We start from the raw sequence: 24906 nt of genomic DNA on the forward strand, positions 1-24906 counted from the left end.
TCAATAGTTTAAAATATTATTCAAGCAATTTTTTATCCCTCTCATACTTGTACTTGTGTACACAATTTATTTACAGATTTTTTTCAGACGTGCTATAGTCTCACTAACAGATGCAAAGGGGCGAAATTTCAGTGGCGAAGCGAAAAGATATTCATTTTCGAATTGAAGAAAAATTACTTACAAGGTTTGAAGACGCACTCCATTACGAAGGTTTAAATAAAACAGATGTATTAACACATGCGATTCAGCAATTTTGCATAAAGGTGGAATGTGAAAAAATGAATGATGTAAAACGCCAATACAACGTAAGTAACCATTTACAAACACGTATCGATACGCATAAACATTACGAAGAAAAACAAGTGAATGTAGATGAAGTCGTCATTGAACATTTACAACTCCAAGGTGAAGAAAAAATATTAGAGGTCGGGTGTGCTAACGGAAAATTTCTTTCCCTTTTGCAAACTAATGGTCATAAAGGACATCTAACTGGTTTTGATCAATCCGAAACTATGCTTTCTGAAGCTGCTATAACGAATAATATGATTGAATGGAAACTCGGTGACGCTAGTAAACTTCCTTTCGAAGCTAATTGCTATGACCTGATAATCGCAAGGCATATGTTATACCACATGAAAGATGTCGAAAAAACTATTCAAGGATTCCATAAAGTAATTCGTCCCGGTGGCTCACTTTTAGCTACAACAAATTCTAAAGTTTCAATGCCTCGTATAGTTGAAATGTGTAACAGTATGCTAGACGCATTTGACTTACCAAAAACATCACCAGCAGTAGCTCCATTTTGTTTAGAAAATGGTAAAGAGATACTACAATCTATTTTTTCAACTGTTGAAGAAACAATTATTCATAATGCACTCGTTTTTCATCATGCCACTCCAATCGTTAACTATATTTCTAGCATGTTCCCGTCGCTGAATATACCTGATAATATGTCCCTTCACACCGAAATGAAGGAATGGCTAAAAGAAGAAATAGAAAATGATTTATCACTTCACAACGGTATATGGCGCGACCCGAAAACGTTAGTGATTTATCGATGTAAAAAAGAAAAGAGCTAGCATTCGCTAGCTTTTACACGTTTTCCGGTAAAAGATTCTCCATCATTATATTGCCCTTTCCACTATAAAAATTTGTATTATGTTCATTCACTACTCCAAAATAGGAGGCAATCGCTAGTCCAAATGGCACAAATGCATGTCCTTGTGCTGTAATAATATTTGCGTGCTGTACAACTTCTGTATAAACAAAATTTTCTACTGGAAAACAATCTAATTTTTGATAATCTATGGTCACTGTATAAGAGATTTCTTTAAATAAACCTGCTTTTGCTAACGCATACGGTCCAGCACAAATCGCTGCCACTAATTTTCCTTGCTCAGAAAATTGACGAATAACTGAAAAAAGCAGTTTCGCCTCTTTCATATGTATTTCATCTCCGCCCGGAATGATAATCCCCTCATATTCTTCTACACGCACTTCACTTAATTCTATATGCGGCTGTACTTGTAAGCCTGTTTCACTTATAATCATTTCTTTTGTTAAACCCGCTGTAATGATTTCATATTTCTTTTTCAGCAATGCTGTTGCTACCGTTATTTCAAACTCTGCAAATGTCGGGTATACGAATAATAATATTTTTTTCATAGCCTTTTCTCCCTTAGCCACCCTATAAAATATGCCTCTAATTCGTCCACTGATAATATATTAGTGTCCACATAAGTTACGGGAAATTGTTTATACCATTCTTTTTCAACTTCTACTAATTTAAATTGTTCCTCAAATGTACTTCGATTTCTTGTCCTATCATTATTTCTCCTATCATACAAACTCTCTTTCGAAACATCTAAATAAAAAATTGCATCCGAACGGCATTCTCTTAATTTATACAATTCATCTTTTAATTCTGTTTCTATACCCCACTCTTTCCCTATCACTTTCGAATAAAAGAGTGTATAAAATTCAATATCTTCTGGCCCACGATCAAAAATCACGACTGAACTTTTCACATTTTGAAACTCTTTTATTTTTGCTTCAATAAACATTTTTTGATTTGTAATAAACCCCTCTTTTGTACACATATCCAAATTTAATTTTTTTCGCTTTTCTACAATTGGATAAGGATTTTCATATATAACTGAAAGCCCACATCGCTCTAAGCTTTTGGCCAATGTTGTTTTTCCACTTGCCATCGGTCCTTGAAGTGAAATTACGTATACCATCCCTCTCACTCCCTTTTCTTATAATACATTGATAATATACAGAATTTTGAAAACTAACAACATAATATATAGCATCTTGTTTCTTATTCTTATGTAACTTATAATAAAAAATAGAGATTATGACTGACGCATCAATAATGTAAGCTTGGAAATCCAAGCTTACATTATTTTTTGCTTTCCCTTTTCTTATAAAAAGAGTATACTAATTTAGAACGTACGTTCTTAATGATTACATACAGTAAGGAGATAGAACAATGGTATACGACACAAAAGCAATTTCTTGGAATGCATCTTTAAAACAACTTCAACGCCGCTATACAAACAAACAAGTTGACCGAAAAGAATTTGAAGATATTGAACTAATGGAATTCTTCCGCGATAACGACTACATTCCTTTACCTACACATATAAGCGGCCTATCAACAACACGTTTTACTTCTTACTCTATTTTCACAACTGAAGATAAAGATCGTAAAGTTGGCACACTCATCATTGAATATGTAGAAAATGACAATGATATTTTATGTGTTGAACAACTATACTTCGTTTAAATCACAGCGCTTGGTCAAAATGATCAAGCGTTCTTGCTTTCTATGAATCTCATTGCTTATAATATAAATAAAATACAAAATATTGCTTTCGTTAAAGGAGGGCATACAATTGCTTGAAGGATGGTTTAGTTGGTTTATAGTCGTTTGGACTGTTGTATTATTAGGACTTATGTCTATCGGTGGATATTTTATGTTCAGAAAATTCCTAAAACGATTACCAAAAGAAGACGGCATGTCTATTTTAGATTGGGAAGAACACTATATAAATAAAACGAGACACTTATGGGATGACGGGCAAAAACAATTGTTAGAAGAGCTCGTAAGTCCCGTTCCGGAATTATTTCGCGATGTTGCTAAATCAAAAATTGCTGGGAAAATTGGGGAACTTGCACTACAAGACAATGCCTCTCAAATAACACAAGATTTAATTATTAAAGGATATATTATTGCCACACCAAAGCGTGATCATAAATTTTTAGTTAAAAAATTGCAAGAAAAAAAGATTGATTATTCGAATTATAAAACTTTGCTTGCAAAATAATCTTCATTTTTTTCCTATTTTCAACAAGTTAACATCAATGGTAAACGTTTTATACGTCGTGGTTGGGACAGAAGGTGCTAACAATACCAATAAAAAATACAGCGTCTTTGACGCTGTATTTTTTATTTTATCCATATACAATTTTCACGTTAATTTCATATCTTTCTCATTATAAAAACCATCTTCTTTTTCCATTTCCTTCTGTAATTTCGTAAAGGAACGGTACATCGCAATTCTCCATGAAACAATCATTGCAAACGCAAGTAAGAAGAACATACCACTAAGTTGTCCTAAATCAAGAGATTGACTTAAGTATGTTTTAAACACGATACGCACTACAAGTAATCCAATTAAAATAAATACAAATGCTTTTGAACGCTTCAAATAAATCTCTTGTCCGCGTATTTCAAATTTAGATGTTTTAATAAGAAAAATGGAGAAAAATAGACCAACGACAATCGCTTCTAACATTTCTGCTGGAGTTAATCGAAACTCTGGAAAAACATACATCAATGCTCCCGTGCTCATAAAAAACGGTGGGAGTATAATTTTTTCAATGTTGCAGGTTTCTTAGCTGCTTTTAAACGAATAAACATCGCACCGACAGCCATACAAACAGCAACGATACTTGATAACAGAACTATGTTCATATTTTCTCATCCTTTTTTGTGGCTATATGAAAAATATAATTTCATTATATGCTTTTCCGTTAGTATTTCCAACATTTTCACAGAATAATACTAAAAACCGGTAAATCCACCAAATAAACTTGAGAAATATACGATGATTTTCGTCATCCAATTAAAGTATAGGAAGATTCCCATGACAATCATAATGTATCCTCCGACTTTCATGAACGCCATACTATTTCTTTTAATCCAAGACATTTTCGTAATAAAGAATGAAAGTACGAAAAAGGGAATCGCAAATCCAAGTATGTAAGCAATCATATAAATCATTGCCGATTCTGGATTTGTTGCCGCTAATCCAATTACAGACACTAATATAGGCCCAGTACAAGGTGTCCATCCAGCAGCAAATGCCAATCCAATTAAAACTGAACCAAAATAACCACTCGGACGGTTTTTAAAAGCAAATTTACGATCTTGCATTAAAAACTTCGGCTTAAATACACCGACAATAATAAGACCGAATACGATGATAAATATACCACCTAACTGTCTAATTAAATCTTTATAATCCGTAAAAACTCCTCCGATAAAACTTGTACCAAATCCAATTGCGATAAATATAATAGAAAACCCAAGTAAGAAAAACGCTGTATGTATCATACTTCTTTTGCGAAGCATTGCATTTTCTTCTTTCAATTCAGAAACCGACATACCTGTTATGTATGATAAAAATGCCGGATAAAGCGGTAAGCAACATGGGGATATAAATGATAAGAACCCAGCTCCAAATGCTAAAAAAATACTAATATCTTGCATTATTCCACTGCTACTAAAAATATAGACAAATGTACATTCTTAGAGTATTCCTGCTTCTGCGTGTCCTGTCTCGCCACTAATTCGCTACTACAGTTTGCTGTAACACTCCACAGGCGTAAATTCCGATGTAGCCCACCGTACATATATACAATCTATTTACGTTAGTATTGTATATTTTTTTGCTTGTAAAAGGTTGATTGACGCGTTCAAATCTCTATCTATTACATTTCCACAGTCACATTCGTATACTCGGTCGGACAGCTTTAAGTCTACTTTCTTTTGACCGCAACATGAGCATAACTTTGACGAGGGATAGAATGTATCTACTTGACGTAGTTCGATTCCATATTCCTCACATTTCGTCAATAACCATGTTTTAAATGTATAAAAGCACTGCTTGGCAACTGCTTTAGATAGATGTTTGTTCTTCATCATACCTTTCACATTCAAATCCTCCACTGTAATAAACGTTGGCTTGGTTTTCACCACATCATTTACAATAGACTTTACATACGCTAATCGAATATTTGCGAGCCGGGCATGTAGTTTTTGCACCCTAAGAATGTTTTTCTCTATATTCGCTCTTTTGTTAGTAACAGATTGTTCACCTCTCTTTTTTATATTTTCAAATTTACGTGATAAAGAACGTTGCTCACGTCTTAACCGTTTTTCTATCTTTTTTACTTATATTGTTTTGTTGATGTTTTCATGAACGATACCATCGCTACGTATAGCGAAATCCTTCACCCCTAAATCAATACCTAAACCTGTTTGATTGAGTATTGGCTTCGTTTCTGCTTCTTTCCATTCGCAAAGCACAGATACAAAATATCTTCCTGCTCTTTTACCTATCGTTCCACTTTTTACAATCGCATTTTTGGGGATATACCCATATTCTTTTAACCTCATCCAACCAATCGTTGGAACTTTTACTCTATGTCTTTCTACTGTCCAATCTGTTTTGTTATTTTTCGGAAAATAGCACTTCACATCTTGCTTCTTCTTTTTCTTATATCGTGGAAACTTAGATAAACCCTTAAAAAACCGCTTAAAAGCTTTATCTCCATTCATAATGGCTTGTTTTACAGCTTTACTCGACACTTCTTTTATCCACTGGTCACATTCTTTTGTATAGACATTGTTCAACCATTTTGAAAAGTCATACCCACCTAGAAACTTTCCTTCGGCTTCATACAACTCTTTGTTTTTAGAGATATACATGTTGTAAACATATCTACACACACCAATAGTCTGATTTATTCGGGTTATTTGTTCTTTTGTTGGATGAATTTCTATTAGATATGCTTTTTTCATAGCTCTTCATCCTCCGACATTTTCTTTTGTATTTCCTCAATCCATATACCCTACAACTACATACATGAATGATAGATATCAAATACTGAGCAAGTTCTTCTTGTGGAGACAACTTTTCATTAGTAACAATGATAACTTTGACTCCCATCTTATGAAGAAATCCCTCAAACCAGTCATAACCAAAACGAACAAACCTATCTTTGTGTGTGATGACGATGGTTGAAACATTTCTCTCCATGCAGTCATCAAGCTTATGTTTTACTACGTATGTCCACGTTTACCTATGTTTTCACTTACCGTTGTTTCCTCCTCTCCCTAAATATTGTAGCAAAAACATATAAAAATACTATGAACAATTCGTGAAATCACTTTAGCAACGTGACAATAAGAAAAACTACCCTTTCAAACAGTTTCTAAAATAACGTTTTCATTTCCTTCTATTATATAGAAAAATCTCAATTAGACTACAAAACCTCTCTAATGTTATTAACATAACAAAGATAACATAGTTTCTCAAATGATTAGCATATTACTAGTACGTCTATTTACATATTGCTTAAAAAATATTTTTTTCAAATGCTGTCTTTATACAATACAAAGCTGATTTTACAATACTTCTATTATTACTAATTTCAAGATTATGCATAAATATCATACTTTTATTATTATTCTATAAAATTTTGCACTTTTCTTTCATTTGACCCTTCATTTTTAATTTTGTATACTCCCTCTAGTTATATATGTCCGTTACGGAACAATTTCATATAGATGGGAGGAATTTTTCATGCTTCGTTATTCTCTTTTAGTTTTATTAGGAGCGTGTAGTTATGGGGTTTTAGCTATTTTTGTTAAACTTGCATATGCAGAAGGATTTTCACTTGGAGAGGTAATTGGTAGCCAGTATTTGTTCGGTTGGATTATTTTACTTGCTATTACACTTCTATTTTCTAGACATCGTGTTCCACTAAAACAAATGTTAATTTTATTCGTCGCAGGAACGTCTGCAAGTTTTACCGGAATTTTTTACTACGCTTCTTTAAAAACTGTACCAGCTTCTATTGCAATTATACTTTTATTCCAGTTCGTTTGGGTTGGGATTATCATTGAAGCAATTACAACGAAAACATTACCTTCAAGAGAAAAAGTTATTTCAGTAATTTTCTTACTTGCAGGTACATTTTTATCAAGTGGGTTATTAGAAACATCAGCTGGTGATTTCGATACGACTGGAATCATTTTAGGCTTATTATCTGCTGTTACATTTGCAACATACATTTTCGTAAGTGGTAAAGTTGCCGTTGAAGTACCTTCTTTACAACGCGGTGTCCTTTTAATGGCTGGCGCTTTAACTTTAGTCATGATCGTATTCCCGCCAACATTTATTTTTAACGGAGTGATTTCTCAAGGCCTTTGGAAATACGGCTTAGGATTAGGAATATTTAGTATCGTTATTCCGTCCATTGCCTTTACAATCGGTATTCCAAAAATCGGGTCTGGCTTAGCAACCATTCTTGGCGCAGCAGAACTGCCAGTTACAACAATTATGTCTGTATTCGTTTTAAAAGAAGCTGTACTATCTTCACAATGGGTCGGTGTATCACTTATTTTAATCGGTATTGCAATCCCGCAAATTGAATATGCAATGCGTGGACGTTATAAAAAACAGCATACTCATAAAAAAGTTGCAGCATAAAGTGAAACTTTAATCAGTGGGGGTTTTGTTCATCCCCACTGATTATTAGCCTTCACCAATCGGGCATTTATGGGCAGTTGATCTCCCACTTAACTTCTTTGCTTCAGCCGAATTTTGAGGTGGGAGTTTTACTGCCCGTTAATGCGGGATAAACGAGAGAGGATTTTCATTTGAAAATCCTCTCTTTTATTATTGTGTTATATAATGAATACAAATACTTCACTTAAGAAAGAGGGGGATAATAAGTGGCATCCATTCCAAATCAATTAACAGAAAAACTTATTTCCATTCGTCGGCATTTACACGAATATCCAGAACTATCGTACGAAGAATTTGAAACGACAAAAGCAATAAAAAATTGGTTAGAAGAAGCTAATATTACTATTATTGATTCCAATTTAGAAACAGGAGTTATCGCTGAAATTTCTGGTAATAAAAACGGACCGGTTGTAGCGCTTCGTGCTGATATCGATGCCCTTCCTATCCAGGAAGAAACAGACCTTCCATACACTTCAAAAATACAAGGTAAAATGCATGCTTGTGGGCATGATTTTCATACAGCTGCTATATTGGGTGCGGCTTACTTATTAAAAGAAAAAGAAGCTTCTCTTAACGGAACTGTTCGCTTTATATTCCAAGCTGCTGAAGAAAGTGGAAACGGAGCATATAAAGTTGTTGAAGCTGGACATTTAAAGAATGTACAAGCCGTGTTTGGTATGCATAATAAGCCCGATTTACCAGTAGGTACAATCGGTATTAAAGACGGTCCACTAATGGCTGGAGTAGATCGATTTGAAATTGAAATTCATGGTGTTGGGACACATGCAGCTGTGCCTGATGCCGGCGTCGATCCTATCGTTGCATCATCTCAAATCGTTATGGCACTTCAAACAATTGTAAGCCGAAATATTAGTTCTTCTCATAACGCTGTCGTAAGTGTAACAAACATTCATTCAGGGAATACATGGAACGTTATTCCTGAAAAAGCTACATTAGAAGGAACTGTTCGTACATTCCAAGCTGAAACACGTGAAAAGATTCCGGCATTAATGGAACGTATCATTAAAGGCGTTTCTGATGCATTAGGTGTAAAAACAGAATTCCGATTTTATCCAGGTCCTCCTGCTGTTCAAAACGATAAAGTACTCACTGATTTTTCTATTCATATTGCAGAGAAAATGAATCTAAACGTTATCTCTCCTACACCATCAATGGCAGGAGAAGACTTTTCTTTTTACCAACAAGAAATACCAGGTTCATTCGTCTTTATGGGAACAAGTGGTACACATGAATGGCATCATCCAGCTTTTACAGTAGATGAAAAAGCATTGCCTATTAGCGCAGAGTATTTCGCCCTATTAGCCGAAGAAGCTATTCATCAATTATTACAAACAAAAAGCCGTTAAGTTACCCTTAACGGCTTTTGCTTATGCTGTTAAATCTCGTTTTATAAATACAGTATAGGAAACCCCTAAAAATACAGCTAAGTATAGAAGAAGCATACAAGAAGCAAATGGGAATGTTACTCCATCAATAAAGCTTCCACCCTTTAAAAGCCCATATAAATCTGTATTCGCTGGTAATAAATATTTCGCCCATTCATATCTTGCTGCCGGAATTAGCGCTATTCCCCCTGATAATGCAAGAAATAAAGAAATCCCGATTGCACCTCCGCTCGATCTCGTTAAAACGGAAATCATAAAGGCAAATGCAGCATACACAAGAGTTGGTAACCAAGATAAAATATAATATTTACTTGCTTCTACGAAAATATTTTGTTTTATTATATTTCCATTTTGAACGACAAATTCAGCCCAAGCTGGTTGTTGGAATTTATAAATAATCAACCCGCATAATACGGAAAAAATCATATTAAATATAAATAATAATGCCGCAAATATAACGATTGCCAAAAACTTGGATGTTAAAATTTTAAATCGGCTCGCTGGACGAATTGTTAAAAATTTATATGTTCCCCAGCTATATTCATTCGCAAAAATCGTACTCGCATATACGAGAATAAATGGAAGTAAAATTGGAAATACGATAAAGCCTGTATCTCTCATAAATGAAAGCGGAGAACTACTTGCTGGCGCTGTATTCGTATCTAAATGCTTCATTTTAAGCTGGTATTCCTTTACAAGCTCGTCTCCTGACTTTTCTGTTAAAATATCCTCTTTTTTCATGCCGAGCTTTTTCTCAATTTCTACAGTGCGTTCTGTATAATCCGCTTTCCACCCTTTTGTTTCTGGCTCTAAATATTTTACCGTAACCCATCCTAATCCAATAATTAATACCGCAATAACTGCAAAAGGAATAATCGTTCGCTTTCGCTTAAATATTTTATACAGCTCGTTATAAACTAAATTAAACAATATCTTTTCCTCCTGTTAATTCTAAAAACTGCTCTTCTAGCGTTTTTCTTTCTTCATATACACGATAAACTTGAATGTTTTTCTCCATCAATGTACGAAGAATATTTGGAACTTCTTCATCTTTCACGTTTATAATTAATTCGTTTTCTTTTACTAAAACATCGTATTCTAAAACCTCTGCCGCTTTATTCGCATCATCTACACGTATATGTATTTCTTCTGTTTCTTCCTTTTTATCACTGTGAATATTTTGTGTTGCGACATATTCTCCATGCTGAATAATAATAACCCTGTCACACATTAATTCAACTTCTGAGAGTAAGTGACTAGAAACAAGAACAGCTTTTCCTTGTTCATGCGCAATTTTCTTTATGTACATCCGCATTTCATGTATACCACTAGGATCTAATCCGTTCGTCGGTTCGTCTAGTATTAATACATCTGGATTATGTATAAGCGCCTGAGCAATTCCTAAACGCTGTCTCATACCGAGTGAATATGCTTTTACTTTACGGTCAATTACTTGTCCCATTCCTAACAATTGCACTACTTCATCGATACGCCCTTCAGTCACATTTCCATTCATTCGTCCGAAATATGTTAAATTTTCATAGCCGCTTAAGAAAGGATAAAATTCTGGTGTCTCAATTACAGCACCAATTTTCGCAGCAGTTTTTTCAAATTGCTGTTTTACAGATTGACCATCAATCCATACTTCTCCTTCTGTCATACGAATCATTCCGACCATCATTCGCATTAATGTCGTTTTTCCAGCACCATTTGGTCCTAATAAGCCAACTACTTCACCTTTTTTCACTTCAAAACTAATATTTTCTACTAACGTCTTTGAACCAATTCGCTTTTTTAATCGATCAACTTTTACGATCGCTTGCTCATTTATCATTCCATACAACCTTTCTTCTTAACTCTTTTTTTCAGTTCTTCCCACTGTATCATGATTAATAACATGTGTAAAATGAAGAAAAAGCCATGATTTCTCATGCCTTTCTCCTCGTTTCATATGACTTTTCACCCTTTAACCTTTGTGTAAACCTACAACATTGCCACATTGATATTATAATGACAGTTATCATAACAACTGCTGTTATCACTACCGCATACATCGTAATCGGTGCATTGGTTATCCCTTGGATTCCTACTGCTTTCATAAAAATAATAATAAATAATTTCAAAAATAACATACCATGAATTAATCCGAAAACAAAAGCTCCTCCGTAAGTTAATAATTGCTCCTGACATAATAAACATAACATTTCTTTTCTTGTCATCTTCACTACTTCATACGATTTAAACTCCTCTCTTCTTACCCGTAAAAGAGAGGTTGTCATTTTATATGTAACGAAAATACACACAAAAACTATAAATAGAAACATAGCATAAAACCACTTTACAAATATAGGTGTATATTCCGCTTTACTTATTACAGCTTCATTGAATCGGAATGATATCATAAAAAAACAAATCATTGTATTCATAGCAATCCACATAAATTGTTTTAACCTTCTGGTAGCAAATATTTGTATGTTTTTTCTCGCTAACCGAAATAAAGACATAATTTCCCCCTACCTTACTTCATAACATACGCATTCTATACTACTAGTGTATAAGAATATGACATTTTAAACATCGCACTTCAATCGGAATCTTTACTAAGCCTTTAGTCCTAGAAACCAAGCATATTTACCTCTTTAGCATTGAATAAAAAACAAAAAACGGAAATGCACTTTAGTTACATTTCCGTTTTTTGTTTAACGAGGTGAATCTTTATATAACTTAATTATCATGACTATCCTGTAACTTCATCAACTATTCAGCCTTCGCATCTTCCACTTCAATCCTTTTTTTCTCTCTTGCAATTTTCAAAAACTCTAACAACTCTGGATTGTTATTCATTTTTTTATAAGCCACTGACATTTCTGCGACAAAATTAGAATCACATAACTCTTTATATACAACTTCTGTTCTATACAATTTATTTGCGGATACAGGTATTACCGTAATTCCAATACCTGCCGCTACAAGCCCCATAACAGTTTGATACTCCGTTGCTTCTTGTACAATGTGCGGACTAAAACCTACATCACGGCAAAGCGATAAAATTGTATCATATAACGCTGGCCATACTGGTCTCGTAATAAATACGAACGGTTCATCCCTTAAATCTTCGATATGTATTTCGTCCTTTTCAGCAAGAGGATGTGCCTTCGGTAAACATAACGTACATGAAAGTTTTTGAATTGGTTCTAACTCAAGTAATTGCGTTGGAATTGGCGGACGTAAAAATCCAATATCAATTCGATTATCATGAAGTGCATGCACCTGATCCGGTGTGGACAATTCATGTAATGCTACAGACACTCTCGGAAATTTCTTTCTGTACTCTCTGACGATTGACGGTAAAATATCATATATCGCCGCACCTACAAAACCAATTGAAAGTGATCCAACTTCTCCCCTTTGAGCACTTTGTGCAACTTCTACTGCTTTTTCAATTTGTTCAAACGCTTTTTTTACTTCTTTTAAAAACATTTCTCCTGCTTCTGTTAATTCAACCTTTCTCTTCGTTCTTGAAAATAACATAACTCCCATTTCTTTTTCTAATTGCTGAATTTGTTGACTAAGCGGTGGTTGTGTCATTTGTAAACGAGCAGCTGCTCGTCCAAAGTGTAATTCCTCTGCCACTACAACAAAATATTGCAAATGCCGTAATTCCATTTTGGACACCCTTTTCACTTTCGATTAATACATCTAATATATTAATAACATACAATTTATATATTAGACAAATATTTCGAATGAACGTATAGTAGAAATTGTTAATTCTTTTTTACAATTTTTATGTAAAAAACAAAGAGGTGGTTACTGTATGAAATGGTGGAAGTTAAGCGGACAAATTTTATTATTATTTTGTTTCGCTTGGACAGGTGAATGGATTGCAAAACAGGCACACCTCCCAGTTCCAGGAAGTATAATCGGTATTTTTTTATTATTAATCTCATTAAAATTTAATATAGTGAAAAAAGAATGGATACAAGACGGTGCAGACTTTTTATTAAAAGAACTTATTTTATTTTTCATCCCTTCTGCAGTCGCTGTCATTCGTTACAAAGATACATTATCACAGTATGGAATCGATCTCATTTTAATTATCGTGATTAGTACACTTTGTGTCACTCTCGTAACAGGACTTTTAACAGAATTGCTATTAAAGCGGAAAGGATCAACACAATGATCGGCTTTCTTTGTTTACTATTAACACTATTCGCATATTGGGTATCTAAAAAAATGTATCAACGCTGGAATTGGAGTTTGCTTTCTCCCCTTCTTGTATGCCCAATCATTTTAATCGCTTTATTACTTGGATTAGATACACCATACGAAACCTACGAATCTGGTAGTCATTGGCTAACAGAATTATTAAAACCTGCAACAGTTGCTTTCGCATGGCCAATCTATAAATATTTTGATCTATTAAAAAAACATGGCACTGCTATTTTAATTAATGTCATTGTCGGTTCTTTTCTATCTGTTACTACTTCCGCACTACTAGCTAATTTTTTTCAAATTGACTCTACAATAGAACAAAGTTTAGCACCGCACATTGTAACAACACCTATTGCAATGGCTATTTCAGAAATGATTGGCGGCATGTCACAATTAACAGCAGTTTTCGTTGTATTAACTGCCTTAACTGGAGCGTTATTCGGTCCTACACTCATACGCATATGCCGTATTAAAACAGCGCTCGCAAAAGGTATAATGCTAGGTACTAGCGCGAATGGGACTGGAACATCAAAAGCATTTGAAATCGGTCCTGTAGAAGGTACAATTGCAAGTTTATCAATGCTTTTAACAGCTGGAGCTAGTTTAGTTATCGTTCCACTTTTCTTATCTTGGATACACTAAAAAAGCAAGTATTTACACACTTGCTTTTTTATTTACATATCGGTATATTAGCTCGTAATCCTCTGGAAAAGCTAATGATAATTTTCCAACTTCATGTATCCCTTTCCAATCAATCTCATGTATTAACTCATCCGGATCTTGGATTTTCATATTACCGCCTATTTTTTTAACAAAGTAATAATGAACATACACCGGAATCCCGTATGTAATACCTTCTTTTTCGTATATTTTATTTACAACCTCCACATTGTAGCCTGTTTCCTCCCAAACTTCCCTGATACAACATTCTTCTAGTGTTTCTCCCTTTTCAAGTCCTCCACTTGGGACAGACCACCTTTTTTCTTCCCCTTCTTTTCCTTGCAATACCATTAAAATTTCATTTCTTTCATTCATACAAATAGCTGCCGTACCTATCCATCTCTCCATATACATCCCTCCCCTACTAAAATTCACCTTCTTTTTTATTTCCCCTTTGAAAAAAAGAGGAAATAAGTAAAAAGATGCCGAAAGTTTACATCAACTTCATGAGCAGTCCCTTCTTAGAAATTCAAACCGGAAGGATGAAATTATGATTTCTAAATATGTTGTGGAATGTGTTTTTTGTGAAGAAAACCGAAAACCTCGGCAAGCCATTGTCACAGTGCCTGCTACTTCTCAGCTACTAGCCATTCAAAAAGTACGAGCTGAATGTAAACGTCGCTTCGGAAAAACTTTATTATTGCAAACAGAAATTAAAGAAGACTTACTCATTGAACAAAAAGAAAGCTGACCATAAATTGGCCAGCTTTCTTATCCGATCATATTTTCACATGAAGATTAGGGGCATCCTCTTTAAGGATCGGGATTTACCCATTATGTGCGTTCCATAATGGTCATCGAACAATATATTTCTATACAATAAACTATTGAATAGAATAGGGCAAAACTTGTTCGCATTTTTAGAAAAGGGATAGGGATATAATTCAAGTAATACTTCGAATACTCGAACTTTATACTCATTATATTAAAGCAAATCCTTTTATATGAGAAATATGAATTACTTACATAATTCATTCGTAAAATATATTAATAGATTTCTATATATTCTCTTTAATCTACTAACAACATACATCCAGCTAATATTGGTGTCATAATCATCGAAAATCTTAGAAGCATGCGAGGTGCATAATTTGTAAACTTAGCTCCTATATATGCTCCTAACATTGTCCCGATTAAAACTTGTACTAATAATACATAATCTAAATACCCTTCCGAACTATATCCAAACCCACCTCCAATTGCGATTGGTAATATAACGAGCATTGTCGTCCCTACAGATTGACGGATTGTTAAACCTAATAGAACCATTAATCCGAGTTGGATAAAAGGTGCTGAGCCAATACCAAATGCACCTGCTAAAATTCCAGTCACCAATCCGAGGAATATACATTTAATCACGTTATCTTTCGAAAGTTCTTTATGCCCTTTTAAAGACGACTGTGATCTTTTTTGAAACATAATCAACCGAATAAACATAAAAATTGCCGATAAAAATAACATACCAGCTGTAAACCAATGCAACAGATGTGCTGGTATTAACGAACCAAACTTTGAACCAATAAAGGAACCAATTGCGCCAAATCCCCCAACAACTCCGCCTATTACAAGTACAACATTCCCTTCTCGGTAATGACTTACTACTCCAGATAATGTCGTAAATGCCATCGCAGTTAAAGATGTTGCAAGAGCAACATGAATAGGGATATGGAATACTAGAGTGAGTATCGCGATGATAAATCCTGCTCCCCCTGCTCCGACAAATCCTAATAAAACTCCCATTAATAACATTGTTATAATAATTGCCACATAATTCCCCTCCAATATCCCAATTATCTATCATATACACACTTCTATACAAACAAAAAGCACCCTAAGCGGATGCTCTGACTACTTTTCTTTATTGATAATATGTACTTAATCTTGATTAATTAAAATAACAGCTGGACCAGAAACAACTACTCCGGCCACTTCTATCTTTTCAAATTCCATCACTGTAATAGATATAACCCCTTCTCTTTCCATCAATTCCTTACTCAGGACTTCAGTCGGTATTGATTTCACCGTCCTACCTCCTTTTCATTTTATACAAAATTACAAAAAACTACCCAATGCATCTAAATATATGCATCACCTCCGCTTTCATTCCTTATTCCAGTCAAAATTCACATCCCCTTTCTATAACATATTGAAAAATAAAAAAGCACTCGCCAAAGCGAATGCCTTTCCATTATTTACTCTCTATTACTTTTAACATTCTATTAATAAATGCTGCCGATTCCCCACGTGTTGCAGAACCTTTTGGCATAAACTCATTATTCTCATTCCCTTTTACAATACCTAACCCATAAACACGTTGAACCGCCTGTTTATCATACGCTAAATTTTGATCCGTAAATGGTAATGAAACTAAATTACCTTTTATATTTTTGTATTGCAATGCACGATCAATCATAATAACAGCTTCATCACGTTTAATCGTATCATTCGGAGCAAATATATCATTTCCTCGTCCACTTATAATCCCAGCACTAGCTGCACGATTAATACCATCTACTAACGATGGATGGGCTGTGCTTAAATCTTTGAAATTCGATTTCCCCTCCGGTAATTGCAATGATCTTGAAACTAAATTCGCAAATTCACCACGTGTTACAAGACGTTCTGGCCAGTAAGAACCCTTCCCGTCTCCAACCATAATACCTCTTTTATCTAATTCACGAATATCTGCTTCATACCAACCGCCAGTTATATCATCTTTATGATTCGCATCATAATAAGCTTTCGTTCCCTGTAAAAATGGCTCCCACGCATTATTCCTTATCATAATGGCCGGACAATTCTTTCCGCTCCAAAATTGATGTTTTTTCACATTTTCTAAAGGAATATTTAATTCCCCCATTAAATAGGCTGCTAGTTTGCGAGCATTTTCCACAGCTTTATTATAATCACCATCTTGGTTGACAGCAATTTCAATTGCAATTGATTCTCTGTTACCAGTTCCTTCTGCTCCATCTCCAGCATGCCAAGCATTTTCATTTAATGGTAGATGTTGATAAATTTCTTTATCATCTACTGTAAAATGCCAAGATGCTGAACGATCAGTCGTTCCTGTTGCTTGGCTGTATAAATATTGTGCATGGTTTCTAGCATTTGCTCCAACACTATAATTATCCGTCTCATGAATTGTAATGTATTTTGGTTTCATCGCATAACCTGGACGAATATTTTCATTTCCTGTTGGTACAATCATTTCCTTTAATGGTACACCGTAAATATCCGTTGTTTTCTCTGCTGATGGCGCTGCATACATAACCGCTTCACGTTTCGTACGCGTTGGAGTTGTACTTTGAATAAGAGATGCTTTTGTACCCTCAAATTTTGCTGAAGGTGCATAAATCCATTTCACCTCATTATCTATTTGGACTTGGAACCACTCTCCAACTTGTCCAATTGCAATAATTGTTTGCGGTTGTAACACTTTCTCGTCTTTATATGAATTAAATGGTGCGGAATATGTAGCTGTCTCTTCATTAATTACTAATTTTTCGTTTGCCAAGTGATAAACTTCCTTAACCTCTACATTTCCTTCACTACTTTGTATCCACCCAGCTCCAGATTCTGTTTGTACATAGTAAGCGTTCCCTTTTTGTTTTTCGGCTTTCACTACTTGATTAGAAAGCTGAACACCTGTCGCTTTTTGTAACTCAGCAGAATCAAATAAAGATGCTGAACCTATTATATGTACAAAAAAATCTCCTTGTACTTCATTTGTTATTCCTTTGCTCTCTCCACGTCCATCTTCATCTTTCATATGGCTTTCAATACTTTTTAATGCTTGCTCGTCTGTTGAAATTGTTACAGTCTTTTCTACTGTGTCTGCATAGGAAAAACTTGGAATCGTTACCATACTAAATACAATTGATGCAGCTAAAACATTATAAAATTCTTTTTTCATACTAATTATTTAACACGTTTATATCTTAATTCGTGTTAACTTCCCTCCCTAATCTAAAATATTTAAGGCTATCTAGCAGACTTCTAAACTAAATAACCCTTTACAATATAACAAACTCTATCTCATTCGTATAGATAGGAATGACTACTATTTGCCTACTTTTTCTATATTGGAATATAGAAAAGAAGCTATAAAAGATATAGCTTCTCCTCTCACTATTTCAATCTCGTTGTACCTTATACTCTATAACTCTACCATCTTTATCAAATTGCAAAACAAGACATTCACTATCTATAGGAATGAAACCACGTTCATTCCCAAGATAGTACAAAGTAGTAATTCCCTCTGCCCAACTTCTCGTTTTCATAGGGGTCCCTAACAATTTTGTAATTTCCTCGTTTGATTTCCCTATCAATTTATGCTCCTGTAATAGGTCATCTACCATATGTACTCGTTTTTCTTCATAATTTAACCACCGATCCTGATTAAAATTTGAAGTGTATTTATTTATACTTAATTGTACGGTGCATACTAGCAATGGAATGAGACCTACCATCATTATAGTGAACAGTTGTTTCTTACCTTTATCACGTCTTGCCGAAACATGTAAGATAGACTTTTGAATAATAACTAATAAAATAAAAGGCATTACTACCACCAAAATACTCATTACACTCAATGACACATGAACCATATCAATAACGAAAATAAACGCAATGTACATTAATATATACAAACAAAAATAAATGTACAACATTCCCCACAATATAGCGCTTTTACCTTTTTCCACCCAAATAACACCTACTTTATCCCGCTATTTGCGGGCAGTTAGACTCCCACCTCAAAATTCGGCTGTAAAGGGTAGAAGTCGTGTTGCCCATAAACCCCCACTAATTAAAGTTTTACTTTATTTTTCACTTCGCAACATAATTCATCTGGCCAATCATATCTCTAATCTTTTGTAGTTCTCGTGCTGTATATATTACTTTACTTGTTAAAACTTCATTTCTGAAAAATATTACAATTTGCTCTCTATCTTTAAATCTCGGCAATTCTTCATTAGAAAGATCAATAACTTCTTTTCCACTCTCATTTTCAAAATATACAATTGGTTTTACTTTTTCCTTTACAATATCTACTTGCATTTCTTCCAAACAATTATATAAAGTTTGAGATAGCATTTTCGCTTTATACGCTGGATTCCCTTCATTTCTTACTTGCAAAGTTAATGAAGTTCCATCCGTAATAAATTCAAATGTCTCTTCTTTTTCAATTTCATGTTGATACTTACCAATTTCCTCAATCATAAATGAATATATACCCGCATTTTCTTTCGTTAAGCCATGGATTAATTTCCCTGTCCATTCTTTCGTCTCAAGTAGATAAATACCAGTTTTACATAAGATAAGGTGATGAATTCGATTATTATTTATGTCACGTTTATCTCTATATTTATTGCGTATCATAAAAATGTTCGGTATAATATGAAACTCTTCTTCTAGTATTATTCCTTGCTCAACGAAACCTCGCTTCATATAATGTAATATTTCATGCGCATTCACTTCAGCACCATTTTTGGTATATTCTCGTAAATCCGCAATTAAATTTTGAAACATATGTATTTCACTACTATGCTTATCTTGCATTTCACTACGTTCTTTACTATGTTGAACAGCCAATTGATTTTTCATCATACGCATATTTTCAAGTTCTCTAGCTGTATTCACTTGTAAATCATTATATTTTTTCTGTTCCATATTCTTTAAAGTATCCTGTTGTTCTTTATGCCCTGTAATCGTAGCTGCAATCTCATTTTCATACGTTTCAATCGCTTGTTTCTTTTCAAACTCTACTTGCTGACTCTCTGATTCTAACTGTTTATTTTTATAAAACAGTACAAACACTACAGCTAATAATATTAAAATCCCACCTATTAGCACATACTCCATATTATTACTCCTTTATTTCATTTCCGATTATTTTTAAACATATATCAATTACATTATACTATGCTATCAATATATACTTTGTAAAAATTATATATTTTTAATAAAAGGCACCTCAGTCGAGATACCTTTTAAGTTCACTTTATTGTACACCATACTGAATATAACTTGAATCATAGTATACCCATTGATTTGTCCCTAAGCAAAGCCATCCATCTAGCTTACTCCATACTCGATATGATTCACCATGATGTAACTGTCTTATAACATTCCCGTTTAATGATGGAGCATCTCGCAGATTCACATTATCGCCAGTAATAGTTGCTACATAATGTTTATACTGAATATAACTTGGATCATTATATACCCACTGATTTGTCCCTAAGCAGAGCCATCCATTTTGTTCTCCCCAAACTTCATATGATTCGCCACGATTCAATTGGCGAATTACACTAGACTGTAAAGATGGTCCACTTCGTAAATTCACATTATCTCCATTAATTACAGCAACTCCGTATACTGGAGTCGCATTATTAGGCGTGGAGACATTCCCTCCACCACTTGCTCCATTTCCTTGTAAAGCTTCTAATGAAACAGCTGCTGATACGTCACAATTTCCTACACCTGAAATTTGCCCAGAATCTGTGTACTGCCATGCTGTCCACTCTGTCCATCCACCAGCATCAGCAGGCGGTATACTAGAATATCTGGAAATCCAAAGTGGAATGTCACTTAACCCGCTAATTCCAAATTCATTAATATACCAAATTCCTGTATATAACATTACATCTTTCCCAGTAGCTTGTTTCACATAATTTACGAAACTTCTTGCCCAATTCGATATAGTCGCACCCGTTAAACTACTATTGCTAGTATCCGTTGGCGATTCTAAATCTAAAACAGGAATTAAGTCCGTCTGATTACTCTGTAATATACTCACAAAATATTTCGCTTCTGAAATTGCATCATTTTGTTCTGGATGAGCAAAATGATATGCACCAATTAATACATTCGCATTTCTCGCAGCTTGTACATTTTGAACGAAAGTGGGGTCAATATAGTTCACACCTTCCGTCGCTTTTGCATACGCCGCTGGAATGCCAGATGACTTCACAGCATTCCAATTAATGTTTCCTTCCCAATGAGACACATCAATAAACGTAATATTTGAACTGGATCTATTTTGCATATAAAAGCTCCTATCAAATTTTGTTATTCTATATACAATATGTACAACTCTAGTTAAAGGACACGACAAACCTCTCACATATTTCGAAAATTTTATTACATTTTAATATCTGAGAGAATAGAAAAAAGACCTTGTAATTCTACAAGGCCTGTTGCAAACTCCCTTTATTTTGTAGCAAGTACATATTGTAGTAAAGTCCTTGTTTACTAAGTAACTCTTGATGTGTTCCGCTTTCTACAATTTCCCCTTCATGCATAACAAATATTTGATCCGCATCTTGGATTGTAGACAATCTGTGCGCAATCGCTATCGTTGTTCTACCTTTTCGCATTTGCTGCAATGCCGTTTGGATAGCCTCCTCTGTTTCTGTATCAATATTTGCCGTCGCTTCATCTAACACTAATACTTTCGGATTGGTTGCTATCGTTCTAGCAAAAGCAATTAATTGCCTTTGACCACTAGAAAATGCAGCTCCTCTTTCGACAACTTCTGTATCATACTGCTCTGGTAATTTTTCAATAAACGTATTCGCTTGCACAAACTTTGCCGCTTCCTCTATCTCTTCATCCGTAATCTCTTCATTATACATACGAATATTTTGCTTTACATTTCCAGCAAATAAAAATGCATCTTGCAGCACAAGACCAATTTTCTTTCGAATTTCTTGTTCTTCAAACTGCTCTAAATCTACTCCGTCTATTACAATATTTCCTGATTTAATATTGTAAAATCTCATTAATAAATTCATAATCGTACTCTTTCCGCTACCAGTATGCCCTACGAAAGCAACCGTTTGCCCTGGCTTTACATGAAAAGATACATTTTTTAAAACATCACGCTTTCCATCATATGAAAAAGTAACATCTTTAAACTGAATTTCCCCGTTAGCTACTCGTGGCTGTTCACTCCCCATTTGAACAGGAGCTAAATCTTTATCATCCATTAAATGAAATACACGCGATGATGAAACAAGCGCTTGCTGGAAGAAAGATAGTTTCATCATCATCTCATTTACCGGTTGGAAGAAACGATGAATATAGTTAACGAAAGCATATAAAACCCCTACTTCAACAGGACTCTTTAAAGCATCGATTCCGAATAAACCAAGTACTAACGCAATTGCTACAATATGAACAAGATCTGTTGCTGGACGTAAAAGTAATGCATCTAATTTCAATGTACGACGTCCAGCACTAAAATGTTTATTGTTCACTTCTTCAAATTCTTTTCTCATCCGCTTTTCTTGCCGGAACACCTGAACAATATTCATACCTTGAATGGACTCATTTAACTTTGCATTTAATATACTCAGCTGATTACGTACCTCTAAATAAAAAGCTGCACTTTTCCGTTGATACAACACCATAATTGCAAACATTACCGGAATTAATATGAGCGAAAATAGCGCTAATTTTACATCTAATAAAAACATTGCTACTAAAATCCCTACTAAAAAGACTACATTTTTCACGAATGTTGATAGTACACTAACATAAAAATCCTTAATCGCTTCTGTATCATTCGTTATGCGAGATACGAGCGTACCAATCGGCGTACGATCAAAGAAGCTTAATGACAATTTTTGAACATGTTCATACACTTCAACTCGCATATCTTGGACAATCTTAAAAGCGATATTTTGAAAATACAATAAGTCTAAATAAGTAAATAATACTTTTAATAAATGAGCAATAATATACACTACAAATAGGGTTACAAGTGCTGATTGTTCAAAGTTACCTGGCACTAAGTGTTCATCAAGAAATTGTTTAATTAAAAAAGGACCCATCATTTCAGTTACAGTTGCACCAACTAGAAATAAAAATGCTAACGCCAATAACCCTTTATAGGGCCTCATATAAGAAAGCAACCTTCTTAAATCACTCCGTTTTTTCTCAGCCATCATACGCCTCCTTTCTCTACTAACGCCTCTAACTGCTGGCTTTCGTACATTTCTTTATACCAACCATTTTCTTTCATTAATTGCTCATGTGTCCCTCGCTGCATAACCCTACCTTCATCAATAACAAGAATAAGATTTGCATGCTGAATAGCACTTAAACGATGGGCAGTAATAATCGTCGTTTTCTCTGCCCTTTCTCGTTTCAATGCAGTTAAAATAGTTTCTTCTGTTTTTGCATCTACGGCTGATAAACAATCATCTAATATTAAAATTTCAGCATTTGTTAATAATGCACGCGCAATAGAGATTCTCTGTTTTTGACCTCCTGATAGTGAAACGCCCCTTTCACCTACTACAGTGTCATACCCTTCTGGAAATTGAAATATATCATTATGAATACAAGCAATATCAGCAGCTCGGCTAATTTCTTTATATGTAGCATCGACCTTTCCAAAAGCAATGTTCTCCCCAATACTCGCTGAAAATAAAAAGTGATCTTGCGGTACATATGAAATTGCAGAACGCACACCGTGAAGTGTTAAATCTCGAATATCCCGCTCCCCAACTTTTAATTCACCATTAAAATGATCATACTCTCGAATTAAACATTTTAATAACGTCGTCTTCCCTGCACCGGTACGCCCTACAACTCCTAACGTTTCACCTTTTCTTAAGTTAAAGTAAATATCTTTTAAGTTTAATAGTTCATTCTTTTTATAAGAAAACGAATCAACAGCAAACGAAACATCACCACTTGCTATAGCATGTATAGCATTTTCTTTATTCACTACATCTGAAGTTTGTGAAAATATTTTCTCCACACGATCATACGAAGCACGTCCACGCTCCATAATATTAAATAGCCATCCAAAAGCTAACATTGGCCATACAAGTGTCCCTAAGTACGTTGTAAATGTTACTAATTCCCCTACAGTTAATTCACCTCGTACGACTAATAATGATCCGTAACAAATTGCGATCAAAAATGAAAATCCGACAATTAGGGAAATCGTTGGATCGAATAACGAGTCAATACGTGCAACTAGCATATTTTTATGTACGACATCTTCAGATTTTTTCCGAAACGCTTGTAAATCCTCTTTCTCTTGTCCAAGTGAGCGAATTACCTTCATCCCACTCATACTTTCTTGTACTTTATCATTGATTTCAGAAAACGATTGCTGTGCCTTATGAAATCTTCTATGCAATAAAGTTCCATAATAATTTGTAGAAATAGCTACAATTGGCATCGGAATTAAACTTAATAACGTTAACTTCCAACTAATTGTAAATCCCATCGCTACGAGTACACATCCTCCAACAGCTAATGAATCAACGAGTGTTAAAACACCTGCCCCCGCAGTTTGCTGAATCGCCTGAATATCATTTGTCGCATGTGCCATCAAATCGCCTGTGCGACGTGATTGATAAAAGGATGGGCTCATCTTAGTAAAATGTTCATATAGATTCTTTCGCAGTTGACGAGCTAGTTTTAAAGAAGATCCAAAAATCATAATACGCCATAAGTAACGTAATATATACATCATAATTCCTACAACTACTAATAGAATAACCCAGTTCAACAATTTTTCAGACGTTAATGTTCCACTATTAATTTCATCTACTACAATCCCTAGTACTCTTGGCGCTACAAGTTCAAGAAGCGCGACACCAAATAACATAATAATTCCGATTATGTACGCTCGTTTTTCTTGCTTAAAAAACCAAGCCAAATTAAAAAACACTTTCATATTTATCCTCCTCCCTTAAAATGAGCGATGTTTT

General features: G+C 34.5%; 24 protein-coding genes and 4 pseudogenes. 8 read left to right on the forward strand and 20 right to left on the reverse strand.

The genetic code is table 11. From position 1 onward, the window contains the following. Nucleotides 1-110: 110 nt before the first annotated feature. Entirely contained in the window at nt 111-1079 is a 969-nt protein-coding gene (locus JFU23_RS06030) for a class I SAM-dependent methyltransferase (protein WP_201031599.1), read from the forward strand. Between the two features lie 13 nt (nt 1080-1092). On the opposite strand, the gene JFU23_RS06035 is transcribed toward JFU23_RS06030, so the two are convergent. Then, nucleotides 1093-1665 carry a DJ-1/PfpI family protein gene (locus tag JFU23_RS06035; RefSeq protein WP_016092105.1) on the reverse strand — a complete coding sequence of 191 codons (573 nt, stop codon included), beginning with the start codon at nt 1663-1665 and terminating at the stop codon, nt 1093-1095. Continuing rightward, complete coding sequence (locus tag JFU23_RS06040) at nt 1662-2240, reverse strand: AAA family ATPase (RefSeq protein ID WP_085312135.1); 579 nt, start codon at nt 2238-2240, stop codon at nt 1662-1664. The genes JFU23_RS06035 and JFU23_RS06040 overlap by 4 nt, the downstream gene beginning before the upstream one ends. Nucleotides 2241-2494: 254 nt before the next feature. On the opposite strand from JFU23_RS06040, the gene JFU23_RS06045 reads away from it, so the two are divergent. Together JFU23_RS06045 and JFU23_RS06050 are read left to right on the forward strand one after the other, a co-directional pair. Next, nucleotides 2495-2791: a hypothetical protein gene (locus JFU23_RS06045; RefSeq protein ID WP_002033506.1), complete on the forward strand. Its 297-nt coding sequence runs from the start codon at nt 2495-2497 to the stop codon at nt 2789-2791. Nucleotides 2792-2900: 109 nt separating this feature from the next. Further along, nucleotides 2901-3332 (forward strand): DUF2621 domain-containing protein, encoded by a 432-nt coding sequence (locus tag JFU23_RS06050; RefSeq protein WP_201031600.1) that lies wholly within the window; start codon nt 2901-2903, stop codon nt 3330-3332. Nucleotides 3333-3476: 144 nt separating this feature from the next. Here JFU23_RS06050 and JFU23_RS06055 read toward each other — a convergent pair. From JFU23_RS06055 to JFU23_RS31165, 5 genes and pseudogenes are all read right to left on the reverse strand, one after another. After that, nucleotides 3477-3982, reverse strand: a pseudogene (locus JFU23_RS06055) (CcdC family protein). A 90-nt stretch (nt 3983-4072) separates the two neighbouring features. Next, complete coding sequence (gene ccdA / locus JFU23_RS06060; RefSeq protein ID WP_201031601.1) at nt 4073-4780, reverse strand: cytochrome c-type biogenesis protein CcdA; 708 nt, start codon at nt 4778-4780, stop codon at nt 4073-4075. A 156-nt stretch (nt 4781-4936) separates the two neighbouring features. After that, a pseudogene (locus JFU23_RS06065) lies at nt 4937-6094 on the reverse strand (RNA-guided endonuclease InsQ/TnpB family protein). Nucleotides 6095-6107: 13 nt separating this feature from the next. After that, nucleotides 6108-6326: pseudogene (locus tag JFU23_RS31330) on the reverse strand (IS607 family transposase); the annotation flags it as partial. A gap of 83 nt (nt 6327-6409) precedes the next feature. Then, nucleotides 6410-6553, reverse strand: a pseudogene (locus JFU23_RS31165) (peptidase T). 325 nt (nt 6554-6878) lie between these two features. On the opposite strand from JFU23_RS31165, the gene JFU23_RS06070 reads away from it, so the two are divergent. Both JFU23_RS06070 and JFU23_RS06075 read left to right on the forward strand, forming a co-directional pair. Then, on the forward strand, nt 6879-7787 hold the full coding sequence (locus JFU23_RS06070; protein WP_201031602.1) for an EamA family transporter: 909 nt from the start codon (nt 6879-6881) through the stop codon (nt 7785-7787). Between the two features lie 245 nt (nt 7788-8032). Beyond that, nucleotides 8033-9193, forward strand: a complete 1161-nt coding sequence (locus JFU23_RS06075) for a M20 peptidase aminoacylase family protein (protein WP_201031603.1) — start codon at nt 8033-8035, stop codon at nt 9191-9193. Between the two features lie 21 nt (nt 9194-9214). Here JFU23_RS06075 and JFU23_RS06080 read toward each other — a convergent pair whose 3' ends face one another. The 4 genes from JFU23_RS06080 to alsR all read right to left on the reverse strand — a co-directional run bounded on the left by JFU23_RS06080 (nt 9215) and on the right by alsR (nt 12898). Beyond that, nucleotides 9215-10162 (reverse strand): ABC transporter permease, encoded by a 948-nt coding sequence (locus JFU23_RS06080; RefSeq protein WP_002128553.1) that lies wholly within the window; start codon nt 10160-10162, stop codon nt 9215-9217. Next, nucleotides 10155-11066, reverse strand: a complete 912-nt coding sequence (locus tag JFU23_RS06085; protein WP_201031604.1) for an ABC transporter ATP-binding protein — start codon at nt 11064-11066, stop codon at nt 10155-10157. Before JFU23_RS06085 ends, JFU23_RS06080 begins: the two co-directional genes overlap by 8 nt. A 94-nt stretch (nt 11067-11160) precedes the next feature. Further along, nucleotides 11161-11736 (reverse strand): FtsX-like permease family protein, encoded by a 576-nt coding sequence (locus tag JFU23_RS06090; protein ID WP_201031605.1) that lies wholly within the window; start codon nt 11734-11736, stop codon nt 11161-11163. A gap of 253 nt (nt 11737-11989) precedes the next feature. Then, nucleotides 11990-12898, reverse strand: coding sequence for an acetoin biosynthesis transcriptional regulator AlsR (alsR, locus tag JFU23_RS06095; protein ID WP_002128558.1), 909 nt, complete (start codon nt 12896-12898; stop codon nt 11990-11992). Nucleotides 12899-13049: 151 nt separating this feature from the next. Between alsR and JFU23_RS06100 the strand changes: the two genes are divergently transcribed. Both JFU23_RS06100 and JFU23_RS06105 read left to right on the forward strand, forming a co-directional pair. Beyond that, entirely contained in the window at nt 13050-13415 is a 366-nt protein-coding gene (locus tag JFU23_RS06100) for a CidA/LrgA family holin-like protein (RefSeq protein WP_000872360.1), read from the forward strand. Next, complete coding sequence (locus JFU23_RS06105) at nt 13412-14089, forward strand: LrgB family protein (RefSeq protein ID WP_201031606.1); 678 nt, start codon at nt 13412-13414, stop codon at nt 14087-14089. Before JFU23_RS06100 ends, JFU23_RS06105 begins: the two co-directional genes overlap by 4 nt. Nucleotides 14090-14101: 12 nt before the next feature. Here the strand turns inward: JFU23_RS06105 and JFU23_RS06110 are convergent, their stop codons facing one another. Further along, nucleotides 14102-14515 carry an NUDIX hydrolase gene (locus JFU23_RS06110; protein ID WP_002137764.1) on the reverse strand — a complete coding sequence of 138 codons (414 nt, stop codon included), beginning with the start codon at nt 14513-14515 and terminating at the stop codon, nt 14102-14104. A gap of 142 nt (nt 14516-14657) precedes the next feature. Here JFU23_RS06110 and JFU23_RS06115 point away from each other — a divergent pair, with 142 nt between their 5' ends. Then, nucleotides 14658-14858, forward strand: a complete 201-nt coding sequence (locus JFU23_RS06115) for a DUF3903 domain-containing protein (RefSeq protein WP_002137765.1) — start codon at nt 14658-14660, stop codon at nt 14856-14858. Nucleotides 14859-15178: 320 nt separating this feature from the next. Here JFU23_RS06115 and JFU23_RS06120 read toward each other — a convergent pair whose 3' ends face one another. From JFU23_RS06120 to JFU23_RS06155, 8 genes are all read right to left on the reverse strand, one after another. Then, nucleotides 15179-15934 carry a sulfite exporter TauE/SafE family protein gene (locus tag JFU23_RS06120; protein ID WP_002137766.1) on the reverse strand — a complete coding sequence of 252 codons (756 nt, stop codon included), beginning with the start codon at nt 15932-15934 and terminating at the stop codon, nt 15179-15181. Nucleotides 15935-16042: 108 nt separating this feature from the next. After that, nucleotides 16043-16189 carry a BC1881 family protein gene (locus JFU23_RS06125; protein ID WP_002014405.1) on the reverse strand — a complete coding sequence of 49 codons (147 nt, stop codon included), beginning with the start codon at nt 16187-16189 and terminating at the stop codon, nt 16043-16045. Nucleotides 16190-16355: 166 nt separating this feature from the next. Further along, nucleotides 16356-18083 (reverse strand): S-layer homology domain-containing protein, encoded by a 1728-nt coding sequence (locus JFU23_RS06130; protein WP_201031607.1) that lies wholly within the window; start codon nt 18081-18083, stop codon nt 16356-16358. Between the two features lie 220 nt (nt 18084-18303). Next, nucleotides 18304-18873: a hypothetical protein gene (locus JFU23_RS06135; RefSeq protein ID WP_085312142.1), complete on the reverse strand. Its 570-nt coding sequence runs from the start codon at nt 18871-18873 to the stop codon at nt 18304-18306. Between the two features lie 124 nt (nt 18874-18997). Further along, on the reverse strand, nt 18998-20032 hold the full coding sequence (locus tag JFU23_RS06140; protein ID WP_201031608.1) for a nuclease-related domain-containing protein: 1035 nt from the start codon (nt 20030-20032) through the stop codon (nt 18998-19000). A gap of 139 nt (nt 20033-20171) precedes the next feature. Beyond that, a complete protein-coding gene (locus JFU23_RS06145) occupies nt 20172-21218 on the reverse strand; it encodes a GH25 family lysozyme (RefSeq protein WP_201031609.1) in 1047 nt (348 codons plus the stop codon). 139 nt (nt 21219-21357) lie between these two features. Next, on the reverse strand, nt 21358-23121 hold the full coding sequence (locus JFU23_RS06150; protein ID WP_044443688.1) for an ABC transporter ATP-binding protein: 1764 nt from the start codon (nt 23119-23121) through the stop codon (nt 21358-21360). After that, entirely contained in the window at nt 23121-24872 is a 1752-nt protein-coding gene (locus JFU23_RS06155; protein ID WP_201031610.1) for an ABC transporter transmembrane domain-containing protein, read from the reverse strand. Before JFU23_RS06155 ends, JFU23_RS06150 begins: the two co-directional genes overlap by 1 nt. Nucleotides 24873-24906 lie beyond the last annotated feature (34 nt).

Source organism: Bacillus sp. TH50, from assembly GCF_016650565.1.
In the GTDB taxonomy this organism is placed as follows: domain Bacteria; phylum Bacillota; class Bacilli; order Bacillales; family Bacillaceae_G; genus Bacillus_A; species Bacillus_A mycoides.